This is a genomic window from Actinomadura monticuli (genome assembly GCF_041463655.1).
Taxonomy (GTDB): domain Bacteria; phylum Actinomycetota; class Actinomycetes; order Streptosporangiales; family Streptosporangiaceae; genus Spirillospora; species Spirillospora monticuli.
In genome coordinates this window covers 1-15717 of sequence record NZ_JAXCEI010000026.1, presented here as the reverse complement: position 1 = coordinate 15717, position 15717 = coordinate 1, and the positions used below count along the sequence as shown (strand labels likewise).

The window sequence follows — 15717 nt, the reverse complement described above, 5'->3', positions numbered from 1 at the left end:
CGGTCGAATGGATGTTCTACGACGACGCTACACGTCCGGCCCGCACGGCGAAAGGGAACCCGCGCGGACGGCCGCTCAGACGCGCTCCAGCACCACCACGGGGATCTCGCGGCTCGTCTTCTTCTGGTACTCGTCGTAGTCGGGCCAGACCGCGGTCATCTTCCGCCACATCGCCGGCTTCTCCGCCGGCGTCGCGGTTCGCGCCCGCGCCGTGAACTTGTCGCCCTTCACCTGCACCTTCACCTCGGGCTGCGCCTCCAGGTTCAGGAACCAGAGCGGCGGCTCGTCCGCCCCGCCCTTGGACGCGACCACGAGGTAGGCGTCCCCCTCGGGCTGGTAGATGAGCGGCGTCGTGCGCTCCTTGCCCGTCTTGCGGCCGGTCGTGGTGAGCAGCAGCGTCGTCGTGCCCTGCCAGTCGTGCCCCTCCGCCCCGTCGGTCTCCTGGTAGCGCTGGACGTGTTCCTTGCCGTACAGCATTCGGTCCTCCCTCTCCCTGCCGGGCCTCCGGTCACCGGTGCCGGCCCCCGGACCTCGGATGACCTTCCCACGGTTGCGGCTCTCAAGCCGTGGCCTGCGGATGCCCCGCCGGGCGCGGGGTCATTACGCTGTGCCGGTGGACGATGCGGCGGCGGTGGCGCGGCGATGCGCCGAGACGATGTACGCACGGGACAAGGTCGCGCAGGACCTCGCCATGGAGATCGTCGAGATCGCGCCCGGCCGGGCGCGGCTGCGCATGACGGTCGCCGACACCATGGTGAACGGCTTCGGGCTCGCGCACGGCGGATACCTGTTCCTGCTCGCCGACTCCGCGTTCGCCTACGCCTGCAACACCCACGGCGCCGTGACGGTCGCCGCGTCCGCCGACGTGGTGTTCGTGGCGAGCGCGCACGGCGGGGACGTCCTGGAGGCGACGGCGGCCGAACGCGTCCGCTACGGCCGCAGCGGGATCTACGACGTGACCGTGCGCCGGGTCCCGGACGGCGAGATCGTCGCGGAGTTCCGAGGCGGAAGCCGCACCCGCGACCAGCGGATCGCCGGCGCCGCCCGGCCCTGACACCGCCGCGCGTGCGGTGATGCGGCGGGGGACGCGGTACGGCGCCCGGGTCAGAGGTCCTTGAGGATGCCGGTGAGGTAGCGGGCGGTGTCGTCGGGGCGCTCCGCCGTGATGCACAGGTTGTTCATCGCGCGCATGTAGGTGTCGACGTCCGTCGGCTTGTCGAGGTAGAGCGCGCTGGTGAGCTGCTCCAGGTAGACGACGTCGGACAGACCGGGCTCGGCGAAGCGCAGGATCGTGAACGGGCCGCCGGCCGCCGCGTGCCCGCCCGCGCCGAACGGCACGATCTGCAGCGTCACGTTGGCCAGCTCCGACACCTCGATGAGGTGCTTGAGCTGCGCCCGCATCACCTCGCGGCCGCCCAGCGGGCGGCGCACGACCGCCTCGTCCAGCACGGCCCACAGCGTCGGCGCGCCGGGGGAGGTGAACCGCTCCTGCCGCGTCGTGCGGATCTGGACGCGCCGCTCGACCTCCTCTTCCGAGGCCTCGGAGTAGCCGAGCCGGACGACGGCGCGCGCGTAGTCCTCGGTCTGCAGCAGCCCGGGAACGAACTGGAGTTCGTAGGCGCGCAGCATCGAGGCGGCCTCCTCCAGGCCGAGGTACACCTCGAACCAGCTCGGCAGGATGTCGCCGTAGCGGTGCCACCAGCCGGGGTTGTTTGCCTCCTTGGCGAGCTGCAGCAGCGGTGCGCGCTCGGCGGGGGCGGAGACTCCGTAGAGGGTGAGGAGGTCGGCGACGTCGCGCTCCTTGAAGCCGACCCGGCCCAGCTCCATCCGGCTGATCTTGGAGTGCGAGCCGCGGATCTCGTAGCCCGCCTGCTCGGTGGAGATCCCGCGGGCCTCGCGCAGCCGGCGCAGTTGCGCGCCGAGCAGAATGCGCAGGACGGTGGGGCCGCCGCGCCGGGGATAATCGATCAGCCGTCCGGCCGGATCACCTTCGGACGGAGGTGTTGGGGCAGCTGAATCCTGGGACAAGGGGTCACCAGCCAGTTGACGGGTCTGAGTGGAGGCCGGACGGCATCGCCCTATGTTAGAGGATGCCGTCACGTTTTTGGGAGGTATGAAAATCGTGCCCGCGGACGGGGCCGCAAGGGCGGTCTCGGCGCGGCCGGTCAGGCCGGATGCCCGGTGACCAGTGCTGTCAGTGCCCGCACGGCTGCGGAACGTGGCGCCGTCGCGCCGCCGGCGATGCTCGGACGGTCATTTCGCCGGCGGGCGCGCCATCGCCGGCGCGCCAATTGCCCACCGTTCTCCGGCATTGCGGGCGACCAATCCTGACAAGCCATTCCGGGGGCCGTCGGATGACGCGTGAATGTCGCGCGTCGCGCATTCGGTGAAGTCTTCGGGGGCGGTTGCGGGCCGTCGCCGTCCCGGCGCGGACGGCTTCGTGACGAAGCTCTCCTCCCCGGCGGGCAAGATCTCCGGGCGTCCGGACGTTCACATGATCAGAGAGCGGTCACCACCGCCGCTCTGCAGAAGCCGACCACCACCGCGCATCTGGGGGAGAACATGAACGCCACCCGTGAACGACCGGAGATACGGTTCCTGACCTCGGGCGATGTCTCGGCGCACGAGCGCTCGGCGGCCGAGCGCGCCGTCCGCGAGGCCCTGTCCGGCGCCCGCGACGTCACGTCCGTCCAGGTCACGCTGAGCGTCGTCAACGACCCGTCGCTGCCGAGGCCGGCGCTCGCCCAGGCCGTCGTCGAGCTGCACGGCCGGCGCGTCCGCGCCCAGGCGGCCGCGCCCCGCATCGACCAGGCCGTCGGCATGCTCCGCGAACGCCTGGCGATCCGGGCGACCTCGCTTCAGGCGAGCTGAACCTGACAGGTTCGCCCCCGTGTTTCGCCGGTCCCTCCGGGCCCGGCGCGTCGTGGAACGGCGGAGCCCCGAGGAGGGGCGCCGCCGTTCGTGCGTTCCGGAGGCCCGCGGCGTTCAGGCGTCCCGCCGCACCAGGACGAGCGCGGCGGCGCCGAGCGGGACGATCACGTACGCGGCCAGCACGGCCGACGCCGCGGCGGGGGACAGCAGATCGCCGTACACGGAGTCGTCCGCGCTGATCCCCGCCATCTGCCTGGGCAGCGCGGCGAGCATCACCGAACCGGCGCGCTCGTTCCACGGCCCCGGCAGGTGGAAGACGAGCAGCGGCAGGACGTGCCACACGAAGACGACCGACACCAGCGATCCCGCCGTGGAGCGCAGCAGCACCCCGAGCGACAGGCCGAGCAGCGCGAACACCGGCACCACCGTCCCCGCGAGGACGAAACCCGGCAGGTCGTGCGCGATGGACGCCTGCTGATCGGCGAAGGGCCGGTCGCCGACGACGAGCCGCGTCCCGAGGAACGAGCCGACCGTCACCGCCTCGCCGGCGGCCAGCGCGACCGCCCCGACCACCGCCCCCTTGGCCAGCAGCAGCCTGCGGCGCGCCGGAACCGCGACCAGGCTCGTGCCGATCATGCCCGTCCGGTACTCCGACGTCACCGACAGCACACCGAGGACCGCCAGGCAGAGCGACGCCGTCCAGCCGCCCAGCTCCTGCAGCGGACGCAGCAGCAGATCGTCCCTGCGCTCGTCCGGCAGCCCGTCCCAGACGTGCGCCATCTGGAACGCCAGCAGCAGCACGAACCCCGTGAACGCGGCGGTCACCGACAGCACGGCATAGGTCGAGCGGACGCTCCGCACCTTGTACCACTCGGCCGCGAGCGCGTCGCCCATCACGCGTCGTCCCTGCGGGCGAACGCGTACGCTCCGGCCCCCAGCGCGACGACGACGTAGGCCGCTGTCAGCGCCACCACGCCCATGGTGACCCCCGCGACACCGGCCTTGGCCATGAACAGCGCACCCCGGCGCGGCACCGCGACCAGACTCGCCCGGATCGTTCCGGACGCGTACTCGGACGTCAGCGTCAACGCCCCCAGCACGACCGCGCACACCGGCAGCGACACCGCCAGTGGCTGCTCCGCCGGTGCCACACGGAGTGCCGCCCTCCGCGCAGCCGGAAGACCGTCCCAGGAGCGGGCCGCGTAGCACGACCACGCGACGCACAGCAGCGCGAACGCCGCGATCACTCCGAACACGGCCCAGGTCGACCGCACACTCCGCAACTTCCACCACTCCGCCAGAGCGACATCTCCCACCCCGCTCAAAGGCCCCTGCCCCCGAACCGTCCCGCCGGGCATGGAACCGTGGCCGATCGGACCAGACGCGCAATTGCCGTCCGCCGTGCCGAATGCCCGACCACCTTCGCGGCTCTTCGTACCGGTCATTTGGGGGCCGTCTCGAATTCGGTGCTGCCGGCGGTCAGTTCCATGTAGGCCTCCTCCAACGAGGCGCTGTGCGGTGTCACCTCGTGCAGAGGGATTCCGTGGGCCGCCGCCGCGTCGCCGATGGCGGCGACGTCCAGCCCCGTCACGGTGAGGGCACCGCCCGGCACGGCCTCGACACCGCCCCCGGCGGCGGCGAGCACCGCGGTCAGGTCCGCGGGGCGCGGTGAGCGGACCAGGACGCCGCGCCGGAACCTGTCCGCCAGCTCCCGCACCGAGGTGTCGGCGATCAGCCGGCCGCGCCCGATGACGACCAGCCGGTCGGCGGTCAGCTGCATCTCGCCCATCAGATGGCTGGAGACCAGCACCGTCCGGCCCTCGGCGGCGAGCGACCGCACCAGCTCGCGGATCCAGCGGACGCCGTCCGGGTCCAGGCCGTTCACCGGCTCGTCGAACATCAGCACCCCCGGGTCGCCGAGCAGCGCCGCCGCGATCCCGAGCCGCTGCCGCATGCCGAGCGAGAACCCGCCGACGCGCTTGCGCGCCACCCCCGCGAGACCCACCTGCTCCAGGACCTCCGCCACCCGCCGCGTCCCGATCCCGTTGCTGCGCGCGAGCCACCCGAGATGGTCGAACGCCCGGCGCCCACCGTGGACGGCGCCCGCGTCCAGCAGCGCCCCGACCTCCCGCATCGGCCGCCGCAGCGCCGCGTACCGGCCCCCGTTCACCAGCGCCTCACCGGACGTGGCCCCGTCCAGCCCCAGCAGGACGCGCATCGTGGTCGACTTTCCCGCCCCGTTCGGCCCCAGGAAGCCGGTCACCGTCCCCGGCTTCACCACGAAGGAGAGGCGGTCCACGGCCAGGGTTCCGCCGTAGCGCTTCGTCAGCTCGCGTACTTCGATCATGCGGCCGACACTCCTACGGCACCCTCCCGCCGCACATCGGAACACGGTCGGGACCGCGTTCTCCGCGCACGGTCGGACACACGGCCCCGAGCTCCTACCCCGGTATGACGGACACCGGTAGGAGGTGCTCCACGGCGCCGTCCCACTACCTTCGTGACGTGGACGAATCCGAGCTGCGCTCCCCGTTCCTCACGCGACTCAGCCGGCGCGCCCTCATCAAGCTGGACGCCGCGGTCGCCGTCGGCTACACGTTCGCGCTGCTGACGCTCCCCGCCGACGCCGAGACGTCCGCGGTCGCCGCCGTCCCGCTCGCCGCAGCGGCCGGCCTTCCCCTGGCGGTGCGGCGGCTCTGGCCGGTGCCCGTCTTCGCGGCCGTCCTGTCCGCCTCGACCCTCTCCTTCGCGCTCGGCCTCCCCTGGGACTCCTACGCCGCCGCCGCGTTCGCCCTCTACCCGGTCGCCCTCACCCGGCGCCGCCGCCGCTGGATCCCGACGCCGCTCATCGGCGCCGTCAGCGCCCTGCTGATCCTCGCCGGCGCCGTCGTCGGAACCGCGGACTGGCACGCCGAGCTCGTCGGCCGGCTGGTGCTGGGCCTCGCCGTCCTCGGCGCGTCCTGGACGCTCGGCCGCGTCGTCCGCGAACGCCGCGCGCAGGCCGAGCGTTCCGCCCGCCGCCTCGCCGACCAGGCCGTGTCGGACGAGCGGCTCCGCATCGCCCGCGAACTCCACGACGTCGTCGCGCACAGCATGAGCCTGATCGCCGTCAAGGCCGGCGTCGCCGTCCACGTCGCCTCGGCCCGTCCCGGCGAGGCCCTCGACGCCCTGCGCGTCATCGAGACGACGAGCCGCAGCTCCCTCGCCGAAATGCGCCACCTCCTCGGCGTTCTCCGCACCGACACCGACCTCGGCCCGGCCCCCGGCCTCGCCGACCTCACCGCCCTCGCGGAACGCGCCGCCATGGCCGGCGTCCGCGTCGACCTGGACGTGGACGCCCCGGACCTCCCGGAAGGCGTCGCGCTCTCCGCCTACCGGATCGTCCAGGAGGCGGTCACCAACGTGGTCAAGCACGCCGCGCCCGCCCGCTGCCACGTCCGCGTCAGATCCGACGGGCTGCGCATGCGCATCGACGTCACCGACGACGGACCCGGCGTCCGCGTCCTGCCGGGCGGCGACGGGCACGGGCTCATCGGCATGCGCGAGCGCGTCATGATGTACGGCGGCGACTTCACCGCCGGCCCCCGCCCCGACGGCGGCTTCGCCGTCTCGGCCGCCTTCCCGTACGAACCCTAGGAACCCCGTTGGAACTGCGCGTCCTCGTCGCCGACGACCAGGCCCTGCTGCGCGGCAGCTTCCGCGTCCTCATCGACACCGCGCCCGGCCTGCGCACCGTCGGCGAGGCCGGCACCGGCGCCGAAGCCGTCGCCCTGGCCGCCGGTGAACGCCCCGACGTCGTCCTCATGGACGTCCGCATGCCCGAGATGGACGGCATCGAGGCGACCCGGCGGATCTGCGCCGACCTCCCGGACGTCCGCGTCCTGATCCTCACGACGTTCGATCTGGACGCCTACGTCTACTCGGCGCTGCGAGCCGGTGCGAGCGGCTTCCTGCTCAAGGACACCCCGCCCGCGGACCTGCTGTCCGCCATCAGGTCCATCGCGGCCGGCGACTCACTCCTCGCCCCCACGGTGACCCGCCGCCTGATCGCCGAGTTCGTCCGCCGCCCGGCCCCTGTCCAGCACCCACCCGCCGCCCTGAACGCCCTGACCGACCGGGAACGCGAGGTCCTCACCCTCATCGCCCGCGGCCTCTCCAACGCCGAACTGGCCGAACACCTCCACCTGAGCCCCGCCACGGTCAAGACCCACATAGGCCACCTGCTCTCCAAACTCCAAGCCCGCGACAGAGCCCAACTAGTGATAACCGCCTACGAAACCCGCCTGGTACAACCCACCTGAGCCACCCCAAGGCCCCACCCCGAAGCCCTCCCACCCCATGCGGTGCCGCTCCTGTCCGGTGCCGCTCCCGTCTTGAAAGCGTCACGCCAGTAAAAGGCGCATCGCCGTGCGAAAGCGGCCCGAAAACCGGTTGAGCTGCAACCCGGCCTGGGCCAGCCTGGCGGGACCATACCTAAACGCGACGTCAGGGCCTGCTACGACCGCGACTCGATCAGCGCGTTGCGCTCTCTTTGTGGGTGCCCACTGGCCTTCCCATCGTCGCCGTGTACGAAGGCCAGTGGACAGTGTGGCGCTGTTTCGTGGACGCCCGCAGGCGGCGCTCGTCGCGCTGCGCCGAGGTCGGCAGGGACGCCGTGCCCGTGGTGTTCTGGTGGCCGGATCAGCGCGGCCGGACGTGATAAGCCTCAAGGCGCTCGGCCAGTTCCTCGGGGCGGCTTAGCGCGAGCAGGTGGCCGCCGGGCATGTCATCGACCGGAATGCCCAGGCGTTCGCGCACCACACGACGCTGAAAATCCAGTGGGAAGAGGCGGTCGTCGCGTCCCTGCAGGAACACGGTCCGGGTGTCGGGCCACGTGCTCAGCGGCCACGGTTCCGCGAACGGTGTCGATGACTGCGGAGGCTCATCCTTGGCGAGCGCCTCGGCTTTCACGTCCGGCGGGACGTCATGAAAGAAGGTCTCCTCCAGATCGAACTCCGCAGACGGCGTGCGCCCCTCCCGGATCGCCTGGTCGGCCATGGCCTGTGCCTGACCGGTGTTCTCCCACCAGGCGCCACCCGACTCGCCGGGGACGGGAACCATGGCGTTGAGGAGGACGAGGAGGTCGATCGGCAACCGCTCGCAGACGAGGGGCGCGGTGAGCCCGCCCATGGACTGCGCCACGAGGATCAGTTCGGTCCGGTCGCCGATCGCCTTCACCACCGTGTCGGCGTACTCCTGCAAACCCGCCGATTCGTCGCCTGCCGGGAGGTCGACCACCACCACCTCGTGCCCGCGCTTCCGCAACTCTGGGACGAGGCGGTGCCAATACCAGGCTTGGCCACCGGCTCCAGGAACGAGTGTGTAGGTCGCCACGATCACCATCCCATGTGGTCGAGTTTGACGGCCGTCAGGCTACGAGCCGTCACTGACATTTCCCAGCTCTCACTCCTGCCGCACGGGCGATTCGTGGCTGGGCTGCGGCCAGGACGTCGCCTCCCGCCTCTCGTCCCGCTTCGCCATGCCCACGTTCGCGGCGTGGCTGCTGCCGCAGCGATGTGAACGTCATCGCGTGTCCTGCTTTCCTCGAACGCTTGTTCGGATTACGGTGTCGTCTCGTGCTGATCGATGAACCCGTCTCCGCGGAGACCACCTCCACCGGCCGTCCGTCCCAGATCACCGGCCCGCGCGGGCGCTACCGCGTGCGCCGTGTCCTGGAGGAGTGGCAGGCGCCCGGCCAGGCGCGCTTCTACCGCCTCCAGGTGGCCACGCCGGACGGCCCCGCGATCGCGGAGGTCCTCGGCCCGCAGACCCCCGGCACCGCCCCCTGGACCCTTCACCGGGTCTGGTCCTGAGGGGACGCCGGGCCTGGTCCTGAGGACGTACCGGCTGCGGTCGCGCATCGCGATCTCCCCCGGCCGAGAACTTGGGCGACGCCTTCCTCTCCGACCGCTTCACTCCACATCACGCATCGCAAGGCGTCCTCCGCGGGAGGCGCACGGTCGTTCCGTAGCTCCCACGCACACCACCACTCCCGCGTGATTGCGCAGAGCCTGTGATGGAGCCGTCAGCGGTCGGTGCGGCCAGGCAGTCGGCGCCCTCAGCCGCGTAGGGCCGGTCGGCTGCCTCCGCGGGCGGTCAGTCAGGAGGAACGCTGCTGTCGGCCTCGCAGGTGAGCAGCTCGTGCAGGACGGGCGGGAGGTCGTCCCAGAGCCATTCGTTCAGGGTGCCCGGAAAGCCTGCCGGGGGCCGGATGCCCAGACGCCGCGGTCCGGCTTCGGTCAGCCGTACCGCGATGGGGCCGTCGTCCCACAGGGGGTGTCGGTTGCCCCAGAACGCGGAGAAGTCGGTGCTCGTCAGCATCAGTTCGCCTGGCAGCGTGTGCTCGCCGGGGTGCCTGCCCAGGGGCAGCAGTCGTTGCGCGGTCGTGCGGATGATGTTGAGCGCGGCCAGGTCGTGGGGGCACGCTACGTCGGCCATTTCCAGCTCGGGCAGCCCGAACCTGCACAGCCCACGGGTCTTGAGCGTGACGCAAGCGCAGCCGTCGATGTCGTCCTCGTCGGCGGTGCAGCGTCCAGAGTTCCGGTACGGGGGTAGTACGACGCCGAGCCAGTCGTCGCCGAGAACGAAGTCGTCTAAGCGATCGAGGCCGTCCGGTGACAGGGTCCGGCCGGTGGCAAGGTCCACGGAGACCGCGCAGAGCGAGTCCGCGATCGCCCTGGCCGTCGCCCGGGTGAGGTGCGGCCCGGACGGCAGGGCGCCGACCGGCAGCACGGACATGACACCGATGTGCCGGGTCGCTTGGCGGGCCCTCTCTGCGTCGTCCTCGTCGGCGCCGGTCACCTCGCTCATGTTCCAGGGCGAGTCGCCGGCGGGGTGGCAGGTCAGCGCGAGACGCGGGGTGCCGAGGCGCCCCGCCACCGCCGCGGCCAGCGGGGCGGGGAGCCGCTGCCGGATCGTCGCCGCGAGGTCGCCGGGCTCCCGGTCGGTCGCGACGACGAAGCCGGCGGTCGTCTCTTCGGGAACCGTGATGGTGACGCGCATGGGAGCCTCCTCGGGGCCTGGACCGGCGTTCGAGGTCCAGCTTCGAGGAGGCCGCCGCGCCCTTTCACTAGAACGCGATTCTGTGGATAGAGGCTGCGAGTGCGCAGGTCCGGGCCCGGTTCGCGGGGTGCTCGCGATCGGCGGGCATAGGCTGGGGAGCCGATCGGCGTCTCGTCACCGCGACGCGTGCCGGACGAACGTCCGTCTTCACCGCCCAGCCGGATCGTCCGTCAGGAGGTCCAGGGTGGCCGGGAGGGCGCCCGGCCTCACGCGGGAATCGACGATCCGGCGGCCCGCCTCGCCGTCAGCGGGCGGAGCGCTCCACGTAGTGGCGCTCGCCCGGGCCCACGTACACCTGGCGCGGACGTCCGATCTTCGTCGCCGGGTCGTTCATCAACTCGCGCCACTGCGCGATCCAGCCGGGCAGCCGGCCGAGCGCGAACAGCACGGTGAATGCGTTCGTGGGGAAGCCCATCGCCTTGTAGATGACGCCCGTGTAGAAGTCGACGTTCGGGTAGAGCTTGCGTTCGATGAAGTAGTCGTCGCTCAGCGCGACCTCTTCGAGACGCATGGCCAGGTCCAGCAGCGGGTCGGACTTGCCCAGCGCGTCCAGGACCTTGCCCGTGGCCTTCTTCACGACGGCGGCGCGCGGGTCGTAGTTGCGGTAGACGCGGTGCCCGAAGCCCATCAGCTTGACGCCGGGCTCCTTGTTCTTGACCCGCTCCACGAACGCGTCGATGTCGTCGCCGTTCTCGTGGATGCGCTCCAGCATTTCCAGGACGGCCTGGTTGGCGCCGCCGTGCAGCGGGCCGAACAGCGCGTCCACACCCGCGGACACCGACGAGAACAGGTTCGCCTGGCTGGACCCGACGAGACGCACCGTCGAGGTCGAACAGTTCTGTTCGTGGTCGGCGTGCAGGACGAACAGCATGTCCAACACGCGCGCGATCTCGGGGTCGATCTCGTAGGGCTGCGTCGGGAGGCCGAACATCATGCGGAGGAAGTTCTCCACGTACCCGAGGGAGTTGTCCGGGTACAGGAGCGGCTGGCCGTTGGACGTCTTGTAGGCGTACGCGGCGATGGTGGGGAGCTTCGCGATGAGCCGGATGCTGGACTGGTCGACCTGCTCGGGATCGAACGGGTCGAGGCTGTCCTGGTAGAACGTCGACAGGGCGCTCACGGCGGACGACAGCACGGCCATGGGGTGGGCGCGGCGCGGGAAGGCCGAGAAGAACGCGCGGAACTTCTCGTCCAGCAAGGTGTGGTTGCGCACGCTGTCGGTGAACGCGCTCAGCTGGTCGGACGTCGGCAGCTCACCGTAGATGAGCAGGTAGGCCACCTCAAGGAAGGACGACTTCTCCGCCAGTTCCTCGATGGGGTAGCCCCGGTAGCGGAGGATGCCCGCCTCACCGTCGATGTAGGTGATGGCCGACGTGGTGGACGCGGTGTTGGTGAAACCGGGATCGAGCGTGACATGCCCCGTCTCTTTCAGGAGGCTGCCGACGACCAGCCCTGACGGCCCCTCCGTCGCCTCGGTGACCTCCAGAGGCATCCGGCCGCTCGCGTGGTCGAGCTCGAAATCCGACATACTCGCTCACTCCCAACTGCGTCCACACCTGCGTAGACGTTCCGTTCTTCATCGTATCCAGGTGATCACCCGGGCTGATCCGGCCGGTCCCGTTGACGGAGGCCCGGCTCGGATGCTCCGGTGGAGTCATGACCGATCACGGGGCCGCCGAACTCATCGCACGCACCCGCCGGGAGATCGCGGCCGCCACGACCGCGAACCGCTTCGTCGAGATGCTCGAAGTCGGTGACTTGCCTCGGGATCGCCTGGTTTGGCTGGCCGGTGAGGAGTATCGGATCGTCAGGAGCGATCGGTGTAGTTTCGCCCTCCTGGCGGCCAGGTTTCCCGATCCGCCGACCGGTGAGCTCTTTCTGGGGCTCGCACAGGGCGAGGGGCAGGCGCTGACGTTGCTCGGAGACTTCGCGGGCGCGCTCGGCCACAGTGAGAAGAATCTCATGACGTACGAACCGAAACCCTTTGCGCAGGCCTATCCCGCCTATCTCGCGCAGAGGGCGGCGTTCGGGACGGCCACCGAGGTGGCCCTGGCCATGTTGGCCAACCTGGAGGAGTGGGGTGCTTACTGTGCTCGCACCGCCCAGGCCCTCCGAACGCAGTACGGCCTCCCGGACGAGGCCGTCGGGTTCTTCGACTTCTTCTCCGAGCCGCCGCCGGGCTTCGAGGACCAGGCCCTGCACGTGATCGCGTCAGGGCTGGCATCCGGTGACGACCCGGTCGAAGCGTCACGCGCCGCCCGCCTTCTGCACGCCTACGAGACCGCCTTCTGGGAAGCACTCGCCGACGGCTTGCCGTGACCGCGCCTACAGATGCTCCCGGAGCGTGGGCAATTCGGCGGTGATCTCGATCAGCGTCCGCTCTTGGACGCCGATCAGTTGCTCGACGTCCACGGGCGGCCATTCCTCGCCGTAGTGGGCGTCCAGCAACGTGGACAAGGCGACGAGGATCTGCTCCGGCGTCGGGCGTTCACCAGGATCCTTGACCAGGCAGCGGGTCACGAGCCCGCGCATGGGGTCGGGCAAGAGGGAGAGGTCCGGTTCGCCGTGCACGATCCTGCTGCGGACCTTGTGATCGGTGCCGAAAGGTGCGGCCCCGGTAGCCGCGAACACGAGGGTCGAGCCAAGGGAGAACACGTCGCTGTCCGGATGTACGGGGTCGCCGAGCGCCTGCTCCGGCGACATGTAGGCAGGTGTCCCCAGAATCTCCGTCCGCGACAGCGGCAATGCGTTCAGAGGCCTTGCGATGCCGAAGTCGATGACCCTTGGCCCATCGGAGGCGAGCAGCACGTTCGAGGGTTTCAAGTCCCTGTGCACGATGCCCGCACGGTGGATCGCGATCAGCGCCTCCGCGAGCCCGGCCCCCAGCTGGCAGGCCGCTTTCTCGCGAAGCGGCCCTTTCTCTCTGACGACCTTGGCCAGACTCACTCCGCGGATGTACTGGGTCGCAAGCCACGGCTGGTCCGCGTCGGGATCGGCGTCGACGACGGGCGCCGTGTAGAAACCGCTCACCGATCGCGCCGAGGTCACCTCTCGCCGGAACCTCACCCGCCACTTGGGGTCGTCCAGAAGTTCCGGACGGATGACCTTCACCGCGACGAGACGCCTGCTGGGCGACGCCCCGAGGAACACCTCGCCCATCCCACCGGCGCCGAGCCGGGCGACCACACGATAGGGGCCGATCATCTCTGGGAGTTCTGACTGCATGGGCACGGGGGATCCGATCATGGTGGGCGCGCTCAATCGTGCCACGTGGGCGCGGACATCCGGCAACGTGTGCGGTCATGTCCAGGGCAGCGCGCTCCGCTCGTTCCAGTAGCGCTCCGGTGGCACGCTCAGATCCGCCAGCATCCGCAACTCACCCTGGTCGAGGGAAACCGTCGACGCCGCCAGGTTCGACTCCAGTTGAGCGGGACTGACCGCGCCGATGAGGACGGTGTCCGCCCACGGTCGGCTGAGGGCCGCCGCCAGCGCCAGACCGTCCGGCCCTACGTGGTGCTCGGACGCGATGGCCTGCACAGGCGCGGGTGGCTGCACGGCGAGCCGCCCATTGGCCAGCACCTCCTTGAGCAGGACGTGCAGCCCCGCCTCGTGTGCTTCGCGCAGGGCCTTCTCGGCCGATGTCTCCAGGACGTTCCACGTCGATTGGACGGTACTGAACAGCCTCTGGCCAGAGACCTGCAGCGCCATCGCCCGGCGGATAGTGTCGGCCTGCCTTGGGCCCGTGGTGGAGAAACCGACGCGGATCCCCTCGGTGGTCAGTTCCGCCAAGGCCTCCTGTAGGCGAACGTCCTGAAACAGTGGGCTTTCTTCGGTCAATGAGTGCACTTGGTAGACGGAGAGGAAGTCGTCCAGGAACTCGCGGGTCTCCCTGTACTGGGCGCGGTAGCGGCCGAGACTGTGTTCCTTGACCTCGTGCACTGCAGCATCGGTCTGCCAGTCACCGACGTAGGCGTAGCCCCACTTGCTGGACACCGTCAGATCCTCCGGGGCGCGTGAGCTGAGCCACCCCCCGAGGAACTCTTCCGCCAGGCCGTAGGAGCGCGCCGCGTCCACCCAGCGGATGCCCGCAGCAAAGGCCGCGTCCAGGACGTTCCAGGTCGCCTCGCGCATGAGCTCCACGGTCCGGCCGGGTGGCAGGTCGTCGGCCCGGCCCACGTTGATGTAAGCGGGCCGCCCCAACGCGGCGAGCCCGATGCCCAAACGATCCATGGCGTTCATGATCCCAGCCTCGCATGCCGTAGGCAGCGCTCCAGGTCCGCGCCATTTGTCCGAACTTTCCCAAAAGAGCGTGGTCCTTCAGTTGAGGATTATCCACAGAACCGAGTTCTATTATTCTCCGGGTTGCCCGTCCGCGAGGCTGTGTCACGTCAATGCCGACCGCGGCACGAAAGGCACGGAAATGCCTGCGCAGATCAATCGCACCGAGTACGGCGCCCGCCAGTTCGCCGGCCACCTGGGGCTCGCCCAATGGCAGTTGCGCGTGGGCCTGGAGCACGGGATCGTCCCCGCCCCCGACCTGCACGGCGAACGGTGGTCCGCCGACCTGGCCGAGAAGGCCCGGGAGGCCGCTGAGGAGGTCATCGCCAGATTCGGAGAGGAACCGCCGATCGGTTCCACGCGCGCGGCGGCCCGGCTGGCAGACCGCGTGATCCTCGACGTGGAGCGTCCGGACATCGAGGTGCTCGTCGCACAGGGAGACCTCAACGTCGTGAGCAGCTTCCGCGGCCACCCGGTGTACCTCATGCGCGACCTGGACCGACTCGACCCAGAGACCGTCCGGACGGTCGTCTCCACGAGGAAGGGCCCGCTCACCGGCACGGTCGACTCCGGTGGAGCGGCCACGATCCTCGGATGCCCGCGCCGGACGTTCGACCGGATCGCCGGTGAGCGCGGGCTCGAGCCGGACCGCTTGGGGCACTACGCCCTCGCCGACGTCCAGGCCCTGAGGACGGACGACGTCCTGACCCGCGAGCTCGCGGAGGAGAAACGCCGGCTGGCCCTTGACCGGACACGAAGGGCCGAGGCCCACGTCGAAGACGTCGTACGCGCCTGGATCCTGCGCTGCTCGGCCTACGTGGACCGCGACATCGACCAGCCACCGAACACCGCCCCGCTCAGCCGGGCGCTCCGGAACCTCGGCACCCTGAGGACGGAGCTCGATGACCAGAATCGCCGCGCCTCCTGATTGAGACCTCCCGACGCACCAGGACGGTCGATGCGAGGAGGCTTCCCACCCAGTCGGCCCAATCCGACCGAACACCGAAAGCGGCTCGGAGGACGCCGATTGGGAGACTCCCACAGCCGGGGGGAGATCGTCCACACCATGGACATGCCCGGCCCACTGAGGCACAACGAGCGCCATCAGCACCGGACCGGATAGTTCGGCGACGAGGTCAGGAGGCAGCCGGTCCCTAGCCGCGCTACGTGTTGCTCATCCACGATGCCCTGGAGGTTCGGGGGAGACACGTCACCGCCAACCGACCCTCCGGACGATCCCGAGATCAATATTGGCCAGACGAACGCACCCAACCCCGGCAGGGCCCGCCCGCCACGCCCTTCACCTGACCAACGACCCCTCATGAAATCCGTCCCGTGTCCCGTGGGGTCAGACATCCCTGGAGGTTGGGATGTCAAGCGGCGAGGTCGTGGTGGTGGTGTGACCAGGCGGTTGCCTGGTCGTAGGGGGTTTGGGTTTTGAGGCAGCCGTGGAGGATGCCGACGAGG

17 protein-coding genes are annotated in these 15717 nt (G+C 70.4%); 7 read left to right on the top strand and 10 right to left on the bottom strand.

The features are described 5' to 3' along the window. Positions 1-75: 75 nt before the first annotated feature. The gene (locus tag SM611_RS35305) at positions 76-477 is read right to left on the bottom strand and encodes a nitroreductase family deazaflavin-dependent oxidoreductase (protein ID WP_371954734.1); all 402 of its coding nucleotides are present in this window, start codon (positions 475-477) and stop codon (positions 76-78) included. 136 nt (positions 478-613) lie between these two features. Here SM611_RS35305 and paaI point away from each other — a divergent pair, with 136 nt between their 5' ends. Then, entirely contained in the window at positions 614-1054 is a 441-nt protein-coding gene (gene paaI, locus SM611_RS35300; protein WP_371954733.1) for a hydroxyphenylacetyl-CoA thioesterase PaaI, read from the top strand. 50 nt (positions 1055-1104) lie between these two features. Here paaI and SM611_RS35295 read toward each other — a convergent pair whose 3' ends face one another. Then, entirely contained in the window at positions 1105-1971 is an 867-nt protein-coding gene (locus SM611_RS35295; RefSeq protein ID WP_371954782.1) for a Sco1979 family transcriptional regulator, read from the bottom strand. A gap of 591 nt (positions 1972-2562) precedes the next feature. Between SM611_RS35295 and SM611_RS35290 the strand changes: the two genes are divergently transcribed. Next, positions 2563-2871, top strand: a complete 309-nt coding sequence (locus SM611_RS35290; RefSeq protein ID WP_371954732.1) for a hypothetical protein — start codon at positions 2563-2565, stop codon at positions 2869-2871. Positions 2872-2985: 114 nt separating this feature from the next. On the opposite strand, the gene SM611_RS35285 is transcribed toward SM611_RS35290, so the two are convergent. The 3 genes from SM611_RS35285 to SM611_RS35275 all read right to left on the bottom strand — a co-directional run bounded on the left by SM611_RS35285 (position 2986) and on the right by SM611_RS35275 (position 5218). Further along, positions 2986-3765 carry an ABC transporter permease gene (locus SM611_RS35285; protein WP_371954731.1) on the bottom strand — a complete coding sequence of 260 codons (780 nt, stop codon included), beginning with the start codon at positions 3763-3765 and terminating at the stop codon, positions 2986-2988. After that, positions 3765-4229, bottom strand: coding sequence for an ABC transporter permease (locus SM611_RS35280; RefSeq protein ID WP_371954729.1), 465 nt, complete (start codon positions 4227-4229; stop codon positions 3765-3767). The genes SM611_RS35285 and SM611_RS35280 overlap by 1 nt, the downstream gene beginning before the upstream one ends. A gap of 83 nt (positions 4230-4312) precedes the next feature. Further along, entirely contained in the window at positions 4313-5218 is a 906-nt protein-coding gene (locus SM611_RS35275; RefSeq protein ID WP_371954728.1) for an ATP-binding cassette domain-containing protein, read from the bottom strand. Between the two features lie 158 nt (positions 5219-5376). Here SM611_RS35275 and SM611_RS35270 point away from each other — a divergent pair, with 158 nt between their 5' ends. After that, positions 5377-6507: a sensor histidine kinase gene (locus SM611_RS35270; protein WP_371954727.1), complete on the top strand. Its 1131-nt coding sequence runs from the start codon at positions 5377-5379 to the stop codon at positions 6505-6507. Positions 6508-6515: 8 nt separating this feature from the next. Then, positions 6516-7172 carry a response regulator gene (locus SM611_RS35265; RefSeq protein WP_371954726.1) on the top strand — a complete coding sequence of 219 codons (657 nt, stop codon included), beginning with the start codon at positions 6516-6518 and terminating at the stop codon, positions 7170-7172. Between the two features lie 379 nt (positions 7173-7551). On the opposite strand, the gene SM611_RS35260 is transcribed toward SM611_RS35265, so the two are convergent. Further along, on the bottom strand, positions 7552-8253 hold the full coding sequence (locus SM611_RS35260; RefSeq protein ID WP_371954725.1) for an alpha/beta fold hydrolase: 702 nt from the start codon (positions 8251-8253) through the stop codon (positions 7552-7554). A 233-nt stretch (positions 8254-8486) separates the two neighbouring features. On the opposite strand from SM611_RS35260, the gene SM611_RS35255 reads away from it, so the two are divergent. Then, positions 8487-8723, top strand: coding sequence for a hypothetical protein (locus tag SM611_RS35255; protein WP_371954724.1), 237 nt, complete (start codon positions 8487-8489; stop codon positions 8721-8723). Positions 8724-9006: 283 nt separating this feature from the next. Here the strand turns inward: SM611_RS35255 and SM611_RS35250 are convergent, their stop codons facing one another. Further along, positions 9007-9912: a hypothetical protein gene (locus SM611_RS35250; RefSeq protein WP_371954723.1), complete on the bottom strand. Its 906-nt coding sequence runs from the start codon at positions 9910-9912 to the stop codon at positions 9007-9009. A 304-nt stretch (positions 9913-10216) separates the two neighbouring features. Further along, positions 10217-11500: a citrate synthase gene (locus tag SM611_RS35245; RefSeq protein ID WP_371954722.1), complete on the bottom strand. Its 1284-nt coding sequence runs from the start codon at positions 11498-11500 to the stop codon at positions 10217-10219. Between the two features lie 128 nt (positions 11501-11628). Here SM611_RS35245 and SM611_RS35240 point away from each other — a divergent pair, with 128 nt between their 5' ends. Continuing rightward, entirely contained in the window at positions 11629-12291 is a 663-nt protein-coding gene (locus SM611_RS35240) for a thiaminase II/PqqC family protein (protein WP_371954721.1), read from the top strand. 6 nt (positions 12292-12297) lie between these two features. On the opposite strand, the gene SM611_RS35235 is transcribed toward SM611_RS35240, so the two are convergent. Then, positions 12298-13218, bottom strand: coding sequence for a serine/threonine-protein kinase (locus SM611_RS35235; RefSeq protein WP_371954720.1), 921 nt, complete (start codon positions 13216-13218; stop codon positions 12298-12300). A gap of 54 nt (positions 13219-13272) precedes the next feature. Continuing rightward, a complete protein-coding gene (locus SM611_RS35230) occupies positions 13273-14211 on the bottom strand; it encodes an aldo/keto reductase (RefSeq protein ID WP_371954719.1) in 939 nt (312 codons plus the stop codon). 181 nt (positions 14212-14392) lie between these two features. On the opposite strand from SM611_RS35230, the gene SM611_RS35225 reads away from it, so the two are divergent. Further along, entirely contained in the window at positions 14393-15178 is a 786-nt protein-coding gene (locus tag SM611_RS35225; RefSeq protein WP_371954718.1) for a hypothetical protein, read from the top strand. Positions 15179-15717: the final 539 nt, after the last annotated feature.